Source organism: Paractinoplanes ovalisporus (assembly GCF_016834655.1).
Taxonomy (GTDB): Bacteria; Actinomycetota; Actinomycetes; order Mycobacteriales; family Micromonosporaceae; genus Actinoplanes; species Actinoplanes ovalisporus.
Genome location: NZ_JAENHP010000002.1, coordinates 350,694 through 369,258 on the forward strand (window position 1 = coordinate 350,694; position 18,565 = coordinate 369,258).

At 71.7% G+C, this 18,565-nt stretch carries 16 protein-coding genes and 1 pseudogene; 8 read left to right on the forward strand and 9 right to left on the reverse strand.

Translation table 11 applies throughout. From position 1 onward, the window contains the following. The first annotated feature begins 44 nt into the window (after positions 1–44). Positions 45–965, forward strand: a complete 921-nt coding sequence (locus JIG36_RS07620) for an LmeA family phospholipid-binding protein (RefSeq protein ID WP_203375329.1) — start codon at positions 45–47, stop codon at positions 963–965. 106 nt (positions 966–1,071) lie between these two features. Next, positions 1,072–3,093 (forward strand): annotated as a pseudogene (locus JIG36_RS07625) (MMPL family transporter); the annotation flags it as partial. 210 nt (positions 3,094–3,303) lie between these two features. On the opposite strand, the gene JIG36_RS54620 reads toward JIG36_RS07625, so the two are convergent. After that, the gene (locus JIG36_RS54620) at positions 3,304–4,134 is read right to left on the reverse strand and encodes an EamA family transporter (RefSeq protein WP_236046115.1); all 831 of its coding nucleotides are present in this window, start codon (positions 4,132–4,134) and stop codon (positions 3,304–3,306) included. 51 nt (positions 4,135–4,185) lie between these two features. On the opposite strand from JIG36_RS54620, the gene JIG36_RS07630 reads away from it, so the two are divergent. Next, positions 4,186–4,785 carry a TetR/AcrR family transcriptional regulator gene (locus JIG36_RS07630; RefSeq protein WP_236046117.1) on the forward strand — a complete coding sequence of 200 codons (600 nt, stop codon included), beginning with the start codon at positions 4,186–4,188 and terminating at the stop codon, positions 4,783–4,785. Positions 4,786–4,797: 12 nt separating this feature from the next. Here the strand turns inward: JIG36_RS07630 and JIG36_RS07635 are convergent, their stop codons facing one another. Genes JIG36_RS07635 through JIG36_RS07650 form a run of 4 tightly spaced genes read right to left on the reverse strand, consistent with a single transcriptional unit; the run spans position 4,798 to position 8,042 of the window. Further along, on the reverse strand, positions 4,798–5,640 hold the full coding sequence (locus JIG36_RS07635; protein WP_203375332.1) for an ABC transporter permease: 843 nt from the start codon (positions 5,638–5,640) through the stop codon (positions 4,798–4,800). Continuing rightward, entirely contained in the window at positions 5,637–6,509 is an 873-nt protein-coding gene (locus JIG36_RS07640; protein WP_203375333.1) for an ABC transporter ATP-binding protein, read from the reverse strand. The genes JIG36_RS07635 and JIG36_RS07640 overlap by 4 nt, the downstream gene beginning before the upstream one ends. Continuing rightward, positions 6,506–7,546, reverse strand: coding sequence for a hypothetical protein (locus JIG36_RS07645; RefSeq protein ID WP_203375334.1), 1,041 nt, complete (start codon positions 7,544–7,546; stop codon positions 6,506–6,508). Before JIG36_RS07645 ends, JIG36_RS07640 begins: the two co-directional genes overlap by 4 nt. Beyond that, positions 7,530–8,042, reverse strand: a complete 513-nt coding sequence (locus JIG36_RS07650) for a sigma-70 family RNA polymerase sigma factor (protein ID WP_307872604.1) — start codon at positions 8,040–8,042, stop codon at positions 7,530–7,532. The genes JIG36_RS07645 and JIG36_RS07650 overlap by 17 nt, the downstream gene beginning before the upstream one ends. A 112-nt stretch (positions 8,043–8,154) precedes the next feature. Between JIG36_RS07650 and JIG36_RS07655 the strand changes: the two genes are divergently transcribed. Further along, the gene (locus JIG36_RS07655; protein WP_203375336.1) at positions 8,155–8,694 is read left to right on the forward strand and encodes a sigma-70 family RNA polymerase sigma factor; all 540 of its coding nucleotides are present in this window, start codon (positions 8,155–8,157) and stop codon (positions 8,692–8,694) included. Continuing rightward, positions 8,678–9,358, forward strand: coding sequence for a hypothetical protein (locus JIG36_RS07660; protein WP_203375337.1), 681 nt, complete (start codon positions 8,678–8,680; stop codon positions 9,356–9,358). The genes JIG36_RS07655 and JIG36_RS07660 overlap by 17 nt, the downstream gene beginning before the upstream one ends. Here the strand turns inward: JIG36_RS07660 and coaD are convergent. Together coaD and acnA are read right to left on the reverse strand one after the other, a co-directional pair. Next, positions 9,355–9,762 (reverse strand): pantetheine-phosphate adenylyltransferase, encoded by a 408-nt coding sequence (gene coaD, locus JIG36_RS07665; RefSeq protein ID WP_203375338.1) that lies wholly within the window; start codon positions 9,760–9,762, stop codon positions 9,355–9,357. The two genes, JIG36_RS07660 and coaD, sit on opposite strands and share 4 nt — an antisense overlap. Before the next feature lie 67 nt (positions 9,763–9,829). Then, the gene (gene acnA / locus JIG36_RS07670) at positions 9,830–12,601 is read right to left on the reverse strand and encodes an aconitate hydratase AcnA (protein WP_203375339.1); all 2,772 of its coding nucleotides are present in this window, start codon (positions 12,599–12,601) and stop codon (positions 9,830–9,832) included. A 192-nt stretch (positions 12,602–12,793) separates the two neighbouring features. Between acnA and JIG36_RS07675 the strand changes: the two genes are divergently transcribed. The 3 genes from JIG36_RS07675 to JIG36_RS07685 all read left to right on the forward strand — a co-directional run bounded on the left by JIG36_RS07675 (position 12,794) and on the right by JIG36_RS07685 (position 16,903). Then, on the forward strand, positions 12,794–13,183 hold the full coding sequence (locus JIG36_RS07675) for a DUF6841 family protein (RefSeq protein WP_203375340.1): 390 nt from the start codon (positions 12,794–12,796) through the stop codon (positions 13,181–13,183). Positions 13,184–13,214: 31 nt separating this feature from the next. Then, positions 13,215–16,052 carry a pullulanase-type alpha-1,6-glucosidase gene (gene pulA / locus JIG36_RS07680; protein WP_307872605.1) on the forward strand — a complete coding sequence of 946 codons (2,838 nt, stop codon included), beginning with the start codon at positions 13,215–13,217 and terminating at the stop codon, positions 16,050–16,052. An 89-nt stretch (positions 16,053–16,141) separates the two neighbouring features. After that, positions 16,142–16,903 carry a class I SAM-dependent methyltransferase gene (locus tag JIG36_RS07685; protein ID WP_307872606.1) on the forward strand — a complete coding sequence of 254 codons (762 nt, stop codon included), beginning with the start codon at positions 16,142–16,144 and terminating at the stop codon, positions 16,901–16,903. Here JIG36_RS07685 and JIG36_RS07690 read toward each other — a convergent pair. Next, positions 16,877–18,103: an RNA polymerase sigma factor gene (locus JIG36_RS07690; protein WP_307872607.1), complete on the reverse strand. Its 1,227-nt coding sequence runs from the start codon at positions 18,101–18,103 to the stop codon at positions 16,877–16,879. The genes JIG36_RS07685 and JIG36_RS07690 overlap by 27 nt on opposite strands. Next, positions 18,100–18,519, reverse strand: a complete 420-nt coding sequence (locus tag JIG36_RS07695; RefSeq protein WP_203375342.1) for a YciI family protein — start codon at positions 18,517–18,519, stop codon at positions 18,100–18,102. Before JIG36_RS07695 ends, JIG36_RS07690 begins: the two co-directional genes overlap by 4 nt. Between the last annotated feature and the right edge of the window lie 46 nt (positions 18,520–18,565).

Genomic DNA, 18,565 nt, shown 5'->3' on the forward strand with positions numbered 1-18,565 from the left:
CGGCTCGCATCGGGCCGTCGTGCCGGGGCGGTTGGCTCTCCCGGGTGATCAGAAAACGTAAGGTGATCCTCGGGGCGGTGGCGGCCGCCGCGGTCGTGGTGCCGCTGGTGGCCGACCGGGTGGCCGCCGAAGTGGTCGAACGGCAGGTGGCGTCCCGGCTGAAGTGCGCGGCCGGGCTGTCCGACGTTCCGGAGGTGACGCTGGGCGGGTTCCCGGCCGTCACCCAGCTCGTTTCCCGGAGCCTCGACGACGTGCGCGTGACCGCCGACGACGTGACGGCCGGTAAGGCGACGCTCAGCCACGTCGCCGTCGCCGCCCAGGACCTGAAACTGGCGGACGGCGGGCTGAGCGCCCGCTCGATCTCGGCCGAGGCGACGGTGGCATGGAGCGCGCTGGCCGGCCTGGGCGTAGCGGGCGCCGGGGACAAATCGGACAGCGATGCCGGCGGCGGTTCCGATTCCGAACCCGAGCCTGGTTCCAGCTCTGAGCCCGGGTCCGGCTCCGGAGCCGGTGGCCTCCTCGGTGGGGGCCTCTTCGGCGGGGGTGGGCTCTCGGGGGGAGGCGCCGCCGGGCCGTCGGTCGGCCAGGCCCGGATCGCCGGTGGTGACGCCGCGGGCCGCTTGGTGGTGGAGGCCGACGTCAGCATGGGTGGCCTCAGCCTGCCGGCGACGGTGTACGCCGACCTCGCGCTGCGCGGAAACGCCCTGGTTGTCACCCCGGCCGAGGTCGAACTGCGCGGACTCGGGCTGCGGGTGCCCGCCACGCGACTTCCCGAGGCCGCCCGGGCGGGCCGCAGCGTCGACCTGCCCACGCTGCCGGCCGGGCTCGCGTACCGGGAGATCAGCGCAACCCCCGACGGCCTGAAGGTGGCCGTCGCCGGCACCGACCTGAAAGCCGCCGGTGATCTGGCGTCATCCGGCCGGCCCGCCACGACCGGCATCAAGCGTTGCGGGGGTGGGTCGTGAGAGCGGGCCCGGTGGTGGGCGGCACCGCCTCTATGTGGTTCTGCCGGTCCGAGGGTTACGGGGGTGGGATGTGAGCACGATCGAGGACGGGCCGTTGCACGCGGTGATGGCGCGGCTGGCCGGGTTCGTCACGCGGCGTCCCTGGGTGGTGCTCGGGGCCTGGCTCCTCGTCGCGATCACCGTGGGTGGGCTGGTCGCCGGTTTCGGGCGGCCGACCGAGGAGGACACCACGCTGCCCGGAAGCACTGCCCAGCACGGGCGTGACCTGCTCGAGGCGCACTTCTCCGGCTCGGGCAACGCCAACGGGCAGGTGATCTACCGGACTTTCCCCGCCACCGGGAGCGCCCCCGCTTCGGCCGGCGATCTGCCGGACCTGGCCGCCCCCGCCCGCCGGATCGCCGAGGTCGACCACGTCGCCTCGGTGGGCAAGCCGGTGGTCAGCGGCGACGGTCGTACGGCGTACCTGGAAATCTCCTTTGATCTGGGCCCGCGCGACGTGACCCAGCGTCTGACCGAGGACGTGCTGACCGCCGCCGACGTCGAGGGCGCGGAGGTGCTGCCCGCCGGCGCTCTGGCCCGCCCCGAGGCCGACACGCGCCGCAGCGAGGCGATCGGCATCGTGGTCGCCCTGGTCGTGCTCGTGATCGCTTTCGGCGGCCTGCTGGCGGCCACGTTGCCGCTGCTCACCGCGCTGATCACGCTGGTCTGCGGCGTCGGCGCGATCGGTCTGGCCGGCCATCTCACCGGCATCCCCGGCGTCGCCACCACGCTCGGCACGATGATCGGTCTGGGCGTCGGCATCGACTACGCGCTGTTCCTGGTCACCCGCTACCGCGCGTTGCTGACAACGTCGACATCCCCGGTTGCCGCGATCGTCGCCACGGTGGCGTCATCAGGCAGCGCGGTCGTGTTCGCCGGCGGCACGGTCGTGGTCGCCCTGGGCGGCTTGGCGGTCGCGGGCGTACCCATCCTGGCCACGCTGGGCTGGACCGCCGGCCTGGTCGTGATCGTCGCCGTAGCCACCGCCACAACCCTGTTGCCGGCGCTGCTCACCCTGCTGGGCCCCCGAATCCGCGCACCCCGCACCGCCGCGCGGCCCGCCGGCTCGTTCTGGGGGCGGCTCGCCGATCGGGTGACGCGCAAGCCCTGGCCGTACGCGGTGACGAGCGTCGTCGTGCTTCTGGCGCTCGCGGCCCCGGTTGTCGGCATGGAACTCGGGCAGACCGACCCCGGCGACGACCCGGCCGGCTCCGACACCCGCGCCGGCTACGAGGCGATGGCGTCCGCCTTCGGGCCCGGCGTGAACGGTCCGCTCACCGTCGTGCTGCCGCTGGAACCGCCCGCGACCGGAGCCACCGACCCGCGGCTCGCGTCGCTGACCGAAGCGGTCTCGGGCGTGGACGGTGTGGCGAGCGCCCAGCCCGCACACCTCTCGACGGACGGCGAAGTTGCTTCGGTGCGGGTGCTGCCGACCACCGCGCCCAGCGACCCGGCCACCCTCGGCACCGTGGACCGGCTCGACGCGCTGGCGGTGGGCGGGGCCGACGTGGCGGTGACCGGCCAGACCGCCGTCCGGGGTGCGTTGGCCGAGCAGGTCGGCAAGCGGATGCCGTACGTGATCGGGCTGGTCGTTCTGCTCAGCGCCCTGCTCGTGTTCGTGGCTTTCCGCGCGCCGGTCGTGGCGGTGAAGGCGGCGCTGATGAACCTCCTGTCGGTCGGGGCGGCCTACGGCGTGCTGACCGCGGTCTTCCAGTGGGGCTGGGGCGTGGAGCTCACCGGGCTGGACGGGCCGGTGCCGATCGAGGCGTACGTGCCGATGATGCTGTTCGCGCTGCTCTTCGGGCTGTCGATGGACTACGAGGTGTTCCTGCTGACCGCCGTGCGGGAGTCGTGGCAGCGCCGCCGGGACAACCGGGCCTCGGTGCGCGACGGGCTGGCCGGCACCGGCGTCGTGATCACGTCGGCCGCGCTGATCATGGTGTGTGTCTTCGCGAGCTTCGTGCTCAGCTCGGACCCGGTGATCAAGATGATGGGGCTCGGGTTGGCGGTGGCGATCGCCGTCGACGCGACGATCATCCGGGGGCTGCTGGTGCCGGCCACGATGGCCCTCCTCGGTGGAGCGAACTGGTGGACCCCGAGGTTAGGCCTTTTCGCCAGGGGCGCGGGCGTTGTCCACAATCCTCGGTTGTCCACAGGCGGGTCTCCGAAGATCGCCGAAAACGGGAAGAATGAGAAGTGGCGGGGGAACCCCCTGGGAGGGCGGGTTATGCCTGCGTGGGCCCAGTTCTGGTGGGCGCGACCAGACTGGACGCCCGAGGCCGACGAGAACGACTGCGGGTCACGTCAGCATGGCCAGGACGGCGAAAGCGGCCAGCAAGGTAGCCAGGAAGCGGCGCGGGCCGAAGGGCTCCCGCAGCACGACCCAGGCGATCAAACCGGCCCAGAGCAGGCTCGAGCTGCGCAGGGCGGCCACCAATGAGAGCGGCGCGTGCTGGGTGGCGAACAGGCCCAGCAAATAGGACAGCGGGATCAGCACCGCCAGCACCGCGATCGCGCCGGGGTGGCGGCGGAACTGGACGGCGGCCTCGGGCAGGCGGTGGCGCAGCAGGAACGTGAGCAGCAGCAGCTGGAGCAGGGCGCCGAAACCGTAGAAGAAGACCGGATCGGCGCCCAGGGCCACCACGGCGAAGCCGTCGAACGTGGTGTAGGCGGCGATGGTCACGGCGATCGCGGCTGACCACAGGACGGCCCGGCCCGACGAGGGGTGTTCGCCCAGCAGCAGCGCTACAGCGGCGGCCAGCAGCAGGACGGCGATCCACTGCGGGGCGCGCAGCCACTGGCCCAGCACGGCCGCGCCGGCGAACGCGACCAGCACCGGCGCCAAGCCGCGGGACAGGGGATAGATCTGGCCCACGTCGAAGTGCTTGTACGCGCGCTGGAGGCAGAACGCGTAACTCGTGTGCAGCAGCGTGCTGATCGGCGTGAGCAGCATGAGCCGGCCCGAGGCGGCGCCCGCGTGGGCGATCGAGAACGGCGCCACCAGCACGAACGCGGCCAGGCTGGAGGCCCACAGTGCGGGCAGGCCCTCGGCCGCGGTGCGTTTGGCCGTCGTGTTCCAACCCGCGTGCGCGATCGCCGAGCCGAGCGCCAAAGCCACACCCAGAAACATGGTTCCCCCGTACGCGTAGACACTGTCTATCTGGTAGACAATGTCTACGTGATGGCGGGTGAGGATGTAAAGGCCGCTCTCGTGCGGCATGCGGCGCTGCTGCTCGACGAGCAGGGGCTGGCGGGCTTCACCGGTCGCGAGGTCGCGCGGCGGGCCGGCGTCTCACACGGCGCGCCGCGGCGCTATTTCCCGACGCTCGCGGCCCTGCTGTCGGCGGTCGCCGCCACGGGCTTCGCCGACCTCCGCTCCCGCATGCCCGCCCCGACGGCAAGCATGCCCGCCCCGACGGCCAGAGGCGGCGACGAAGCCGAACACCACCGCGTCGACCCGCGGGCCGCACTTCTCGCGCTGGCCCAGGCCTACGTGGCCTTCGCGCAGGAGCGGCCGGCCATGTTCGAGCTGATGTTCCGCCACGACCTGCTCGAAGGGTCGGGGGAGCGGCTGCGCGAGCACAGCACCCCGATCTTCGGGGCGGCCGTGGAGCTGGTGGCGCTCACCGGCGTACGGGAACCGGGGTTGACCGCTCTTGATCTGTGGGCCGGCGTGCATGGCCTGGCCGTGCTCGCGAGCCGCCGGGCCCTCGCGCTGATGACCGACGAGGAGCCCGGCGCCCTCCTGGAACGGCAGATCCAGGCCCACCTGCCGACTTGAAGCCGGCCGCCGCTAGAGGTCCCGCCGCTGGAAGGCCAGACCGGCCAGCGCGAGAACCAGAACCGTCCACACCACCGCCCACACCAGATAGGCGCCGGTCAGCGGGGCCTTGCTCAAGAACGGGTGCCCCTTGACCGCCTCGCCGAACTGGGACAGCAACGCCGGGTCCTGGAAGGCGCGCATCGCACCCCGCCACAGGCCGTCGGTGGGCAGCAGCATCTGCGAGACCGTGCCGACCTGGCGGACGCTGTCGTTGCCGAGCGCGGCGCCCACCCCGCCGACCACGCCCGCGATCCACGTCGCCCCGAACAGGCCGACCGCCACGATCCCGGACGCCATCGGCGAGATCGCCGTGGACAGCAGCAGGCCCAGCGTGAGCAACGCGACCGCCTGACCGGCGAGCAGGACCAGGCCGGTCAGCGGGTCGGGCGGCCAGTAGCCGGTGGTCACCTTGACGATCACCAGCTGCGCCGTGCCCGCGACGGCCACGAAACCGCTGCCGAAGGCGGCCAGGCCGAGCCATTTGCCGAGCAGGATCTGCGCGCGACGCACCGGGCGGGCCAGCATGGCCAGCGCGATCCCGGACTCGGCCTCGCCGGCCAGTGTCGGCCCGGCCAGGAACGCCGTGCCCAGCGCCGCGATCAGGCTGAGCCCGAACATCACCAGGTTGAGCACGATGGATGCCGCCAGCCGGGACTCGCCGCTGGTCAGGCCCTCGTACTCGGCGTTGATGCGGGAGAAGCCCCAAGCGCTGAGCGACAACAGCAGGACGGTCAGGACGGCCAGGGAGCGCAGAACCCGGCGGCGGGCGGACTCGCGCAGGGTGAGGCCGGCGACGGTCAGGACGATGCTCATGCGGACTCCCCGCGGATGATGCCGAGGAGCCGGTCCTCGAGACTGACCCGGCTGGGCTCGACGGCGTGGATCTCGACGCCGAGCTTCACGAGGTCGGCGACAAGATCAGGAACGCTCGGAGGCGCGGGCAGGACCAGCATTTCGCCATCTCTAGTGAAATGTCCGATCCGAGACGCTGCCGCCGCGGTCACGTTGCCGAGCCGTAGACGCACCGTGTGCTCGCCGAGCAACTCGGTCAGGGTGCCGGAAGCGGCCACCTGACCGTGATCGAGGATGACGACCCGGTCGCACACCCGCTCCACCTCACCGATCAGATGCGAGTTGAGCAGCACGGCCACGCCGCGCTCGCGCAGGGACAGGAGCAGATCCCGTACGTCGGCCCGGCCGATCGGATCCAGGGCGCTGGTCGGCTCGTCGAGCACCACGAGCTCCGGGCGGGCGACCAGCGCGACCGCCAGCCCGAGGCGCTGCTGCATGCCCTTGGAGAAGCCGCCCACCCGGTCCCCGGCCCGGTCGGCCAGCCCGACCAGCCCCAGGCATTCCTCGTCGGGGGCGACCCCGGCCAGCCGCGCGTGCAGCCGCAGCACCTCGGCCGCGGTCAGCCACGGCTGGTAGCGGAACAGTTCGGGCAGGTAGCCGACCCGGGCCCGCGACCTGGGGTCCGTGCCCGGCCGGCCCAGCAGCATCACCTCACCGGCGTCCGGGCGTACGAGGCCCAGCAGCGTCTTGATGACGGTGGTCTTGCCCGCGCCGTTCGGCCCGAGCAGGCCGACCACCTCGCCCCGGTCCACCGTGAACGAGACGCCGTCGACCGCCTGCCGTTTCCGGTAGCGCTTGCGCAGCCCGGACGCCCAGACCGCGGCGCTCATCGCAGACCCCGCGCGACGGTCAGCACCTCGTCGGCGCTCAGCGAACCGGCGACCAGCGTGACCACGCCGTCGTCGACCCAGAGCACGGTCGCCAGCACCTCGTCGGTCGAGGTGAGCAGCGTCGCCGGGTTGCCGCCCACGTCGGCCGGCTTGCTGGTCAGCTCCTCGGGCATGACGTGCAGGGGGAGCGTGCGGCCGTCGGCCGAGAAGCTCCGCAGCTGACCGGCGACGTCGGCGGGCAGGCCGGAGAGCGACAGCAGATAGTCGCGGGCGGTCGCGAAGGGCACCCCGGTCGAGTACGCCGTGGGGGCCACCACCCGGGCGACGATCAGCGCCGGGACGCCCTGGTTGCTGTCCCACACGGCGGCGGCACCGGGCCCCGCGGTCAGGCGGAACCGGCTGCCGTCCAGTCCCGGCGGCATCGGGGGCGCCGAGCTGGTGAACGCCCGGATCTTCGCGGCCCGGAAGGTGAACGTCGCGGTGATCCGGCGGCCCGCCTGGTATTGCGGGTTCCCGGTGACACCGCGGGGGAGGTGGGTCACGTCGGGCAGGTCGAGGCCGGTCTCCTTCTCGGCGGCGGCCTGGCCGGTGACGGCGTGGATGCGGGGGCGTTCGGTGATTTCGACGTCGCCCCACGAGGTGAGGTCGGGCATCGCCATCAGGTCGGCCTGGTGGACGGTGACGGGGGCGATCTTCTCGGTGCGGAAGATCTGGAGCCAGTCGGCGGCCGCGGCCGTGCTCGCTCCGGCCAGGACGGCGACCGCGGCTAATCCGGCGATGATCGGCGTCCGTTTTGTCCGCCGAAGCCACGGTCGCGGGCGGGGCGATTTGTCCATATCCAATCGCCCCCACGCCGCATCGACGTCAGGGTCGACCTCGATGTGCAACGTGTCCGCAGCGAAGGCGGCGTCCCGCCGTACGGAAGCCAGCCTTCCCTGACAAATAGGACAATCGGCAACGTGGGAGCGGTCGGCGTCGGCCACGCCGGCGGGCTCGTCCACGAGCCGGCGCAGCACCCCCTCACTCGGATGACGCATGGCGGTTCAACTCCTCGCGCAGGGCGGACTCGGCGCGCCGCACGGTGGTGCCGACGCTGCCGGGGGAGAGGCCGAGGGCGGCGGCCACCTCGGCGTAGTTCAGGCCGCTGTGCCGCAGCACCAACGCGACCGCCTGCCGTCGAGGCAACCGGGCGAGCGCGGCCCGGACCCGGCGCCGTTCCTCGCGGGCGACCACCGCGTCGGCGACGTCGGGCTCGGTGGCGTCCCGGGGGTGGGCGGCTTCCTCGCGTCCGGCGCGGCGTTTCCCCGTACGGATGTGGTTGAGCGCGGTGTGGGCGGCCGCGACCGACAGCCACGGCAACGCCTCACCGGCCGGCACGTCGGAGCGGCCGAAGGTCAGGAAGACCTCCTGCGCCACGTCCTCGGCCTCGTCCCGCGAACCCAGCACCCGGGCCGCGACGGCCACGACCCGCGGGTACGAGGTGCGGAACACCTGTTCCAGGTCGGGCCGGACGACCCCGGGTGAGCGCGCCACGCTTTCCTTCCTGTCCCACGACAGTGCAACGTCCATGCCTGGTCAGCACCGCAGCATCCGCTCATGTGACAGCGGATGCCACAGAATCGGGTGGAGGTTGTGTAGAGGAAGTGTGAAGGTGCCGCTGTTCCCGTCGGGCAGTTCCGGTTTCGAGGCGTTCCTGCGTGAGAGCGGGCCCGCCCTGCTGCGGCTGGGCCACCTGCTGACGCTCGACCGCGCGGCCGCCGAGGACCTGGCCCAGGAGACGTACATCCGCCTGGGTCTGGCCTGGTCCCGGGTGCGGCGCGACGGCAACCCGGTCGGCTACGCCCGGCGCACGATGCTCAACCTGTTCCTCAACTCGAGGCGCCGCCCGCCGCCGACACCCGTGCCGGTCGTGCCGGAGCCCGCCCGCGACGATCCCGCGCTGGCCGCCGTCGACTCGGCCGCGGTGATCGGGCAGATCCTGGCCGGCCTGCCCCCGCAGCAGCGGGCCGCGCTGGCGTTGCGCTATCTCGACGACCTGCCCGACGCCGAGATCGGGGCGCTGCTCGGCTGCTCACCGGCGACCGTGCGTTCCCACCTGTCCCGGGGCCTGTCCACGCTGCGCTCCCGCCGATCGCCCCTGGAGACGACACAGATGGAAGGAGAGCCCGATGCCCGACGACCTTGACGTCCTGTCCACGGTCGACGCCGAGTTCCCGGTGACCGACGAGTTCGTTTCCCGCGTACGCCGTGGGATGCGCCGCCGCCGGGCCGCGCGCGCCGCCTACGCCGCCGGGGCCGCCGCCACCGTGATCGCGGTGCTGGCGCTGGTGATCCCGCAGCTCCGCGAGCCCGCCCCGCCGGCGCCACCGGCCGCCCCGGCGGCGCCGCTGCTGGACGGCTTCCGCATCGGCTACATCCCCGCCGGCCTGCACGCGTCCGACCGCGACGACTCTTCGACCCGTTATGTCGGCGAGAACTTCCTGCGCGAGCTCGGCTCGATGGCCCCGTACCTCGGCGAGCCCACCGCCACCGTGTCCACGCGCTACTACCTGCGCGACGACGGCGGCAAGTGGCTCTGGATCACGGTGTTGCGCCCGCTGGAGCCCTCGAACCGAGCCGACCGCGCGACAACCACCCGGTGGCTGGCCGGCTCCCAGACCGCGGGCGCCGAAATCACCGAGTCCTTCACCGTCCCGGCCGGCGCGGCCGTGCTGACCACCATGGCCGGCACCGAGGTCACCACCCACGACATCGTCATCACCACCCCCGACGGCGTGGTCCTCACCGTCGGCGCCAACGGCGGCCTGCCCATCGAGGAGCTGAGGGCCGTCGCGAACGGCTTGAGCTAGGCCGGGAGGGCGCGCATCGCGGTGGAGGAGACGGTGGCCAGGGACGGGCGGGTGGGCAGGAGCAGGGTGGGGATGCCGAGGGAGTCGTTCATGGCGGCCAGCTCCTGCTCGTGGCGGGCGTCGCGGGCGTTGCGCACGCCCCGGACGATCACGTCGATGCCGTGGCGGTGGCAGAAGTCGGCGGTCAGGCCGCGCCACGCGGTGACGGTCACGTTGTGCCAGGTGGGCGGCAGCGCGTCCCGTACGGCGGAAGCCCTGATCCCGCCCGCACGGGTGGGCTGCTTGTCGCCGTTGACCGCCACCAGGACGACCAGCTCGTCGAAGAGGTGGCGGGCGCGGTCGGCGATGTCGAGGTGGCCGGGGGTCATCGGATCGAACGTGCCGGGGAACACCGCGCGCGACATGGCCCGAGCGTAAAACGCAACGCCCCGCCTCCCGCAACCGGGGAGACGGGGCGTGACGCGGAACGGCTCAGCTGTTGAGCATCTTGCGCAGGACGTACTGCAGGATGCCGCCGTGCCGGTAGTAGTCGGCCTCGCCGGGGGTGTCGATGCGCACGTCGGCGTCGAACTCGACCCCGGTGTCCGTGCGGACCTTGACCGTCGACGGGGTGTCGCCGTCGTTGAGGGCCGTCACGCCGGTGATCGTGAACGTCTCGGTGCCGGACAGGCCCAGCGACTCGGCGTTGGTCTTAGGCGGGAACTGCAGCGGCAGCACGCCCATGCCGATCAGGTTGGAGCGGTGGATGCGCTCGTAGCTCTCGGCGATGACCGCGCGCACACCCAGGAGCATGGTGCCCTTGGCCGCCCAGTCGCGCGAGGAGCCCGAGCCGTACTCCTTGCCGGCCAGGATGACCAGCGGAACACCGGCTTCCTGGTACGCGACCGAGGCGTCGTAGATCGTGGTCTGGTCACCGGTCAGGTGGTTGACCGTGAAGCCGCCCTCGACGCCCGGCACCAGCTGGTTGCGCAGCCGGATGTTGGCGAACGTGCCCCGGATCATGACCTCGTGGTTGCCGCGGCGGGAGCCGTACGAGTTGAACTCGTGACGCGGCACGCCGTGCTCGGCCAGGTACTTGCCGGCGGGCGAGTCGGCCTTGATCGAGCTGGCGGGCGAGATGTGGTCGGTCGTGACCGAGTCGCCCAGCTTGGCCAGCACCCGGGCGCCGTTGATGTCGTTGACCGGCTTCGGCGAGTGCTCCATGCCCTCGAAGTAGGGGGGCTTGCGCACGTACGTCGATTCGTCGGCCCACTCGAAGGTCTTGCCCTCGGGCGTGGGCAGCGACTGCCACTGCTCGTCACCGGCGAACACGTCGGAGTAGGCGGTGCTGAAGCCCTCGGCCCCGATCGCGGAGGCGATGACGTCGTCGATCTCCTTGGCGCTGGGCCAGATGTCGTCGAGGTAGACCGGCTGGCCGTCGGAGCCGGTGCCGAGCGGCTCGGTGGTGATGTCGATGTCCATCGAGCCGGCCAGCGCGTACGCCACCACCAGGGGCGGGGACGCCAGGTAGTTCATCTTGATGTCGGGGTTGATCCGGCCCTCGAAGTTGCGGTTGCCGCTCAGCACGCTGACCGCGGTCAGGTCGGCCTCGTTGACGGCGGCCGAGATCTCCTCGGGCAGCGGGCCCGAGTTGCCGATGCAGGTCGTGCAGCCGTACCCGACCAGGTTGAACCCGATCTTGTCGAGGTAGGGCGTGAGACCGGCCCGGTCGTAGTAGTCCGAGACGACCTTGGAACCGGGGGCGAGGGTGGTCTTGACCCACGGCTTGCGGGTCAGGCCCCGCTCGACGGCCTTCTTGGCGAGCAGCGCGGCGCCGATCATGACCTGCGGGTTCGAGGTGTTGGTGCAGGAGGTGATGGCGGCGATGCCGACGAAGCCGTGGTCGAGCTCGAACTCGGTGCCGTCCTCGCCGACCACGCGGGTCGGCTTGGAGGGGCGGCCGTTCGAGCCGGTGGCCGCGCTGAACACGTGGGGCTTGTCCGCGTCGGAGTCCGCGTGGTTGGCCGGGGGGTCGCTTGCCGGGAACGACTCCTCGCTGGCCTCGTCGGCCGGGCCCTGGTCGGACACGTAGTTGGTGAGCGCGTCGCGGAACATCGTCTTGGCGGCGTTCAGCGGCACGCGGTCCTGCGGGCGCTTCGGGCCGGCCAGTGACGGCACGATCGTCGACAGGTCGAGCTCGAGCTTCTCGGAGTAGTCGGGCTCGGCGTCCGGGTCGAGCCACAGGCCCTGCCGCTTCGCGTACGCCTCGACCAGCGCCACCTGCTCGTCGCTGCGGCCGGTCAGCTTGAGGTACTTGATGGTCTCGTCGTCGATCGGGAAGATCGCCGCGGTCGAGCCGTACTCGGGCGACATGTTGCCGATCGTGGCCCGGTTGGCCAGTGGCACCGCGGTCACGCCGGGGCCGTAGAACTCGACGAACTTGCTGACCACGCCGTGCTCGCGGAGCATCTCGGTGATCGTCAGCACGAGGTCGGTGGCGGTGGTGCCGGCCGGCATCTCGCCGCTCAGCTTGAAGCCGACGACCCGCGGGATCAGCATGCTCACCGGCTGGCCCAGCATGGCCGCCTCGGCCTCGATGCCGCCGACGCCCCAGCCCAGCACGCCGAGGCCGTTGACCATGGTGGTGTGCGAGTCGGTGCCCACGACGGTGTCGGGGTAGGCCTGCCCGTTGCGTTCCATGATCGTGCGGGCCAGGTATTCGATGTTGACCTGGTGCACGATGCCGGTGCCGGGCGGCACGACCTTGAACTCGTTGAACGCGGTCTGGCCCCAGCGCAGGAACTGGTAGCGCTCGCGGTTGCGCTGGTACTCCAGCTCGACGTTGCGGGCGAAGGCGTCCTCGCGGCCGAACAGGTCGGCGATGACCGAGTGGTCGATGACCAGCTCGGCCGGGGCGAGCGGGTTGACCTTGGTGGGGTCGCCGCCCAGGTCCTTCACGGCCTCACGCATGGTGGCCAGGTCGACCACGCAGGGCACGCCGGTGAAGTCCTGCATCAGCACCCGGGCCGGGGTGAACTGGATCTCCACGCTCGGGTCGGCGGTCTGGTCCCAGCCGCCGAGCGCGCGGATGTGGTCGGCGGTGATGTTCGCGCCGTCCTCCGTGCGGAGCAGGTTCTCCAGCAGGATCTTCAAGGAGTAGGGCAGGCGCTCGTGCCCCTCGACCTTGTCGATCGTGAAAATCTCGTAGCTCGCGTCTCCGACGCGCAGCTCGCTCTTCGCACCAAAGGTGTCGAGGCTGGCCACGTCATCTCCTTCACACCCAGCGACTGTCGTGGAAAGTCTTTCGCACCGAAAGGGCGGCCTTCGGGTTAGGCATACCTAACTCTCGGTTGACGATTTCCCGTAAACCGTACGTCCGTCTTGTAAGGCGGCGCAAGGCGGGGTGTCCCCGCCTCCCACGTTTACTCCGTCGTCGCGCCGGGCACACCTCGAACCGTGAAGGCGCCCACCGATCTGGCCGAGCTCACCGATTTCTTCGATCGCTACGGAACGGCGCTGACCAGCGGCGACGTCACGGCGATCAGCCGCTGTTACGCCGTACCGGGCATGGTGGTGGCCGATGCGTACAGCTTCACCTTCACCTCGCCGGCCGCGGTCGCGCTCTCGTTCCTGGGTGCCGCCCCCGCCTATGAGGAGCAGCAGATCGTCGCCGCGCACGCCCAGCTGCTGGACGTGCAGCGGCTCTCGCCGGCGCTGAGCATGGTCGCGGTGGAGTGGGAATATCTCGATTCGCGGGGCAACGCTGTCCCGGGTGAAAAGTATTCGTACCTTTTGCGCGTCGACGCGGATGGGCCAAAGATCACGACCGTGGTTGCCACGCGCTGAAACCGTCTCACCTAGCTGCGACTATGGCCGGGTGAGCAGCGTGTTGATCCACTACCAGCGTCCGGACAGTGACTACGACGGATGGGGTGTGCACGCCTGGGAGGGCACGCTCGCCAAGCCCGACTGGGACAAGCCGCTCACCCCCTCGTCGTTCGACGACTTCGGTGCGGTTTTCGAGATTCCCGTACGCGATGACGCGATCGGCCTGCGCTACGTGCTGCACCGCGGCGCCGAGAAGGACCTCCCCGACGACCAGCGCCTCGACCTGTCGGCGGCCCGCGAGATCTGGCTGCTCGCCGGCACGACCGCGCCCGTGAAGCCGGAACTCGGCTCGCTCGGCCCCGAGATCGACCCGGCCCGCTCCCTGGCCGTCTTCGTCGACCGCACCACGATCGCCCTGCCCGGCTGGATCGTCGACCGGGCCGAGACCTTCCACCTGGGCGACCACCCGCTCACTCCACGGCCGGGCGGCCTGTTCCAGGCCCAGAGCCGGCGCTTCCCCCATCTGCGGGCCTACAAGGCTTTTTCCGTACGGGAAATGGGCGACGCCGCCCTGAGCGACCTCCTGCGCGATCGGCTGCTGGTGACCGGGCGCGACACCGGCGGCGAGCGCACCGTGCTGACCGGCGTGCAGATCCCCGGCGTGCTCGACGACCTCTACGCCGACGCCGCCGACGCCTATCTGGGCCTGGTCATCGACGACGACCGCTACCGCCTGTCGGTGTGGGCGCCGACCGCCCGCACGGTCGAGCTCGAACTGTTCCGCACTCCGTCCGACGAGCCCAAACTGCTGCCGATGGAACGGGACGCGCTCACCGGCGTCTGGACGATCCCGCTCAAACCCAAGTGGATGGGCCGCTACTACCGCTACCGCGTCGAGGTGTGGCACCCGGCGGCCCAGCGGGTCATCACCACCAGCGTCACCGACCCCTATTCGCTGGCCCTGGCCACCGACTCCACCCACAGCCTGCTGGTCGACCTCGACGACCCCGAGCTGGCCCCGCCGGGCTGGGCCGCCGCGCCCAAGCCACCCGCGGTCGCGCCCGCCCGCATGCAGATCAGCGAGGTGTCGATCCGCGACTTCTCGATCTTCGACCACTCCCTGCCGCCGGCCGAACGGGGCACGTACGCCGCGTTCACCCGGCCCGGCTCGGCCTCGATGCGCCACCTCAGCTCGCTCGCCGAGGCCGGCCTCACCCACGTGCACCTGCTGCCCGCGTTCGACTTCGCGAGCGTGCCCGACCGCCGCTCCGACCAGCTCACCCCCGCCTGCGACCTGGCCGGCTTCCCGCCCGACTCCCACGAGCAGCAGCGCGCGGTCACCGAGATCGCCGACCGCGACGGGTTCAACTGGGGCTACGACCCGTGGCACTGGACGACCCCCGAGGGCAGCTACGCCGTCGACCCGGCCGGCCCGTCCCGCATCATCGAGTTCCGCCAGATGGTGGCCGCCCTCAACGAGGCCGGGCTGCGGGTCGTGATGGACGTGGTCTACAACCACACCATGGCCGACGGCACCGGCCGGTTCAGCGTCCTCGACCGGCTCGTCCCCGGCTATTACCACCGGCAGCTGGCCGACGGCTCGACCGCCGAGTCGACCTGCTGCCCCAACACCGCCCCCGAACACATGATGATGAGCAAGCTCGTCGTCGACTCGGTGGTCACCTGGGCCCGGCAGTACCGCATCGACGGCTTCCGCTTCGACCTCATGGGTCACCACCCGCGGGCCAACATCCTCGAGGTCCGGGTCAACCTCGACCACCTCACGCGCGCGGTCGAGGGGGTCGAGGGCAAAGAGATCTACCTGTACGGCGAGGGCTGGAACTTCGGTGAGGTGGCCGACGACGCCCGGTTCGCCCAGGCCACGCAGATCAACATGGCCGGCACCGGGATCGGCACGTTCAACGACCGGCTGCGCGACGCGGCCCGCGGCGGCGGCGCGTTCGGCGACCCCACCGTGCCCGGCTTCGCCACCGGGCTGGGCTCGCTGACCCCGCTGATCGTCCACGACCAGATCAAGGTGGGGCTGGCCGGCGGTCTCGCGGCATACCGGTTCGTCAACCACCTCGGGGCCGAGCAGAGCGGCGCCCAGGTCGACTACAACGGCGCCCCCAGCGGCTATGCGACCGCCCCGGGCGAGACGGTCAACTATGTCGACGCCCACGACAACGAGATCCTCTACGACGCGATGGCGTACAAGCTGCCCATCACCACCCCGCCCCTCGACCGCGCCCGTCTGCAGGTGCTGGCCCTGGCCCTGGTGGTGCTGAGCCAGGGCGCCGGGTTCGTCGCCCTGGGCAGCGAGCGGCTGCGGTCCAAGTCGCTCGACCGCAACTCGTTCGACTCCGGCGACTGGTTCAACCAGATCCGCTGGGACCCGGCCCTCGGCAACGGCTTCGGGCTGGGCCTGCCCGTGGCCGCCCAGAACGAGGAGCACTGGCCGCTGGCCCGCCCGCTGCTGGCCGACCCGGCCCTGGTGCCGCCGGCCGACGTGATCGAACTGACCGCCGAGCGCTACCGCGAACTGCTGCGGATCCGCCGCTCGTCGCCGGTCTTCGGGCTGCCCACGGCCGACGAGGTGCAGCGCCGGGTCACGTTCCCGCTCGGCGGGCCCGGCGAGACCCCGGGCGTCATCGTCATGTGTCTCGACGGCACCGGCCTCGACCCGCGGTTCAGCCAGATCGTGGTCGTCTTCAACGCCACCGCGGCGGAAACCGTGCAGACCGTTCCCGGGCTTCCGGCCGGCGTCCGACTGCATCCCGAGCTGACCACCTCGGCCGACCCGCTGCTGCAGGCGGCCACCGCGGCCGGCGGCGACCTGACCGTCCCGGCTCGCTCGGTTGCGGTATATGTGGTCGATGCGAGCTGAGCTTCTGCTGTGAAACCGGTCGCGACCCGGTTTCCGGGGCTGTCAAGAGCGGCCTCGACAGCGAAGAATGAGGCGGGGAGGCGGGGACTGTGCGTGAGGTGAACTACGACGAACGTCAGCATCGGGTCTATGCGCGTGCCCGCGCGCTGCCACCCGGGACGCTGACCGAATGGGTGCACGTGTTCGCGCGGCACGCCCCCGAGCGCCGGCCGCTCGCGGTGCTCGACCTCGGCTCGGGCACGGGCCGGTTCACCCCCGCGCTGGCCGGCGAGTTCGGCGGCCCGGTCTGGGGTGTCGAGCCGTTCGACCGCATGCGGGCCGTCGCCGAAGCTCACGAGCATCCCGGGGTGACCTACCTCGACGGCTCGGCCACCGGGATCCCGCTGCCCGACGACAGCTGCGACCTCGTGCTCGTCTTCCTCGTGCTGCACCACGTGCGTGACCACGCCGCCGCGGCCGCCGAGATCGCCCGGGTGCTGCGCCCCGGCGGGCGGGTGCTGATCCGCAGCCTGTTCCCCGACCGCATGCCCGAGCTGCCGTGGTACAGCTACTTCCCCGGCATCCGCCTGATCGACGAGCAGGTGTTCCCCCGGCTCGACCCGCTGCTCGAGACGTTCGCCGGGGCCGGGCTGCGCTTCGTCACCGTCGAGCGGGTGCAGGAACGCATCGCCACCAGCCTCGCCGAATACTCCGACCGGCTGAAGCTGCGGGGCTCGTCCACGTTCGAACGCCTCACCGAGGAAGAGATCGTCGAAGGCTTCACCGCCCTCGACGCCGCGGTCCGGGCCGAGCGGCAGCCGCGCCCGGTCGAGGAGGAGAGCGACCTACTGGTCCTCGAGCTTGCGGAGTAGCACCCGGCGTTCCCGCTCGTTGCCGCACAGCCGCGCGGCCAGTTCCAGCTCGCCCCGCGCCTCGTCGCGCCGGCCCAGCCGCAGCAGCAGCTCGCCGCGCACGCTCGGCAGAAGGTACGACCCGGGCAGCCGGTCCGTCGCCACCAGCTCGTCGACCAGCGCCAGCGCCTCGGCCGGGCCGCTCGCCATGGCCACCGCGACGGCCCGGTTCAGCTCGACGACCGGTGACGGCGCGACCCGGCCCAGAGCCTCGTAGAGCAGCACGATCCGCTCCCAGTCGGTCGCGGCGACCGAGGCGGCGGTGGCGTGGCACGCGGCGATCGCGGCCTGCAACCCGTACGGGCCGAGGCCGCGACCGGCCGCCGTGGCCTGACCCAACGCGGCCAGACCCCGGCGGATGGCCGTGCGGTCCCAGCGGCGCCGGTCCTGCTGCTCGAGCAGGATCGCCTCGCCATCGGGGCCGGTGCGGGCCGGGAACCGTGACGCCGTGAGCTCGCCGAGCGCGATCAGCCCGAACACCTCCGGCTCGCCCGGCAGCAACGCGGCCAGCGTCCGGGCCAGCCGCAGAGCCTCGTACGCCAGATCCTTGCGCACCAGGACGTCGCCGCTGGTGGCCGTCGAGCCCTCGGTGAAGATCACGTAGAGGACGCTGAGGACGCCGCCGAGCCGTTCCTTCCGGTCGGCCGGCGGCGGCACCTCGAACGGCACCCGGGCCGCCGCGATCGTCTTCTTGGCCCGGGTGATGCGGGCCTGGACGGTCGGCACCGGGACCAGGAACGCGCGGGCGATCTCCTCGCTGGACAGGCCACCCACCGTCCGCAGGGTCAGCGCCACCCGGGCCTCGGGGGAGAGGACCGGATGACAGGCGACGAACATCAGCGCCAGCACGTCGTCGTCGATCCGGTCCGGGTCCCACAGGTGCCCGTCGCCGCCGTCCGTGTCCTCCTCGGCCAGCAGCGCGTACTTCTCGTCCCGGACCGACCGGCGGCGGAACGTGTCGATCGCCCGCCGCCGGGCCGTGGCCAGCAGCCACCCCACCGGGTTGTCCGGCTCGCCGTCGCGCGGCCACTTCTCCAGCGCCTCGGCCAGCGCCTCCTGCGCGACGTCCTCGGCCAGTTCGAGATCACCCCCGGCGTACCGGGTCAGCGCGCCGACGATGCGCGCCGACTCGATCCGCCAGATCGCCCCGACCGAGCTCACAGCTGGCCGGTCTGCTCGCGCCAGGCCCGCTCCTTCTTGACCCACTCGTTGTCCTGCGGGAACTCGTCGATGCCGGGGACCCGGCGGATCTCGCACTTCGCACCGGGGAAGGCGGGCATCCGCTTGGCCCACTCGACGGCCTCCTCCTTGGTCGACACGTCGATGATGTAGAAGCCGCCGAACAGCTCCTTCGTCTCCCCGTAGGGCCCGTCGGTGACCACCGGGGTCTCGCCCGAGTAGTCGACCACCACGCCCTGGGCGGCGTCGTCGAGGCCCTCGGCGGCCACCAGCACACCCGCCTTGATCAGCTCGTCGTTGAAGCGGCCGACCGTCTCCAGCATCTCGTCGAACGAGGCCTTCGCCATCTGGGCCTGCGTGTCGTCGGTGCCCCGCATGATCAGCATGTACTTCGCCATGGTGTCTTCCCTTCGATGTCCGGTCGCCTGCCGACCTTCTCATCCC

Bases quoted from the DNA above. Each gene is read 5' to 3' on its own strand.
- JIG36_RS54620 (WP_236046115.1), bottom strand. From the start codon at position 4,134: ATGTTTCTGGGTGTGGCTTTGGCGCTCGGCTCGGCGATCGCGCACGCG.
- JIG36_RS07645 (WP_203375334.1), bottom strand. From the start codon at position 7,546: ATGCGTCATCCGAGTGAGGGGGTGCTGCGCCGGCTCGTGGACGAGCCC.
- JIG36_RS07630 (WP_236046117.1), top strand. From the start codon at position 4,186: ATGGCGGGTGAGGATGTAAAGGCCGCTCTCGTGCGGCATGCGGCGCTG.
- JIG36_RS07660 (WP_203375337.1), top strand. From the start codon at position 8,678: ATGCCCGACGACCTTGACGTCCTGTCCACGGTCGACGCCGAGTTCCCG.
- JIG36_RS07635 (WP_203375332.1), bottom strand. From the start codon at position 5,640: ATGAGCATCGTCCTGACCGTCGCCGGCCTCACCCTGCGCGAGTCCGCC.
- JIG36_RS07695 (WP_203375342.1), bottom strand. From the start codon at position 18,519: ATGGCGAAGTACATGCTGATCATGCGGGGCACCGACGACACGCAGGCC.
- coaD (WP_203375338.1), bottom strand. From the start codon at position 9,762: ATGTCGCGCGCGGTGTTCCCCGGCACGTTCGATCCGATGACCCCCGGC.
- JIG36_RS07640 (WP_203375333.1), bottom strand. From the start codon at position 6,509: ATGAGCGCCGCGGTCTGGGCGTCCGGGCTGCGCAAGCGCTACCGGAAA.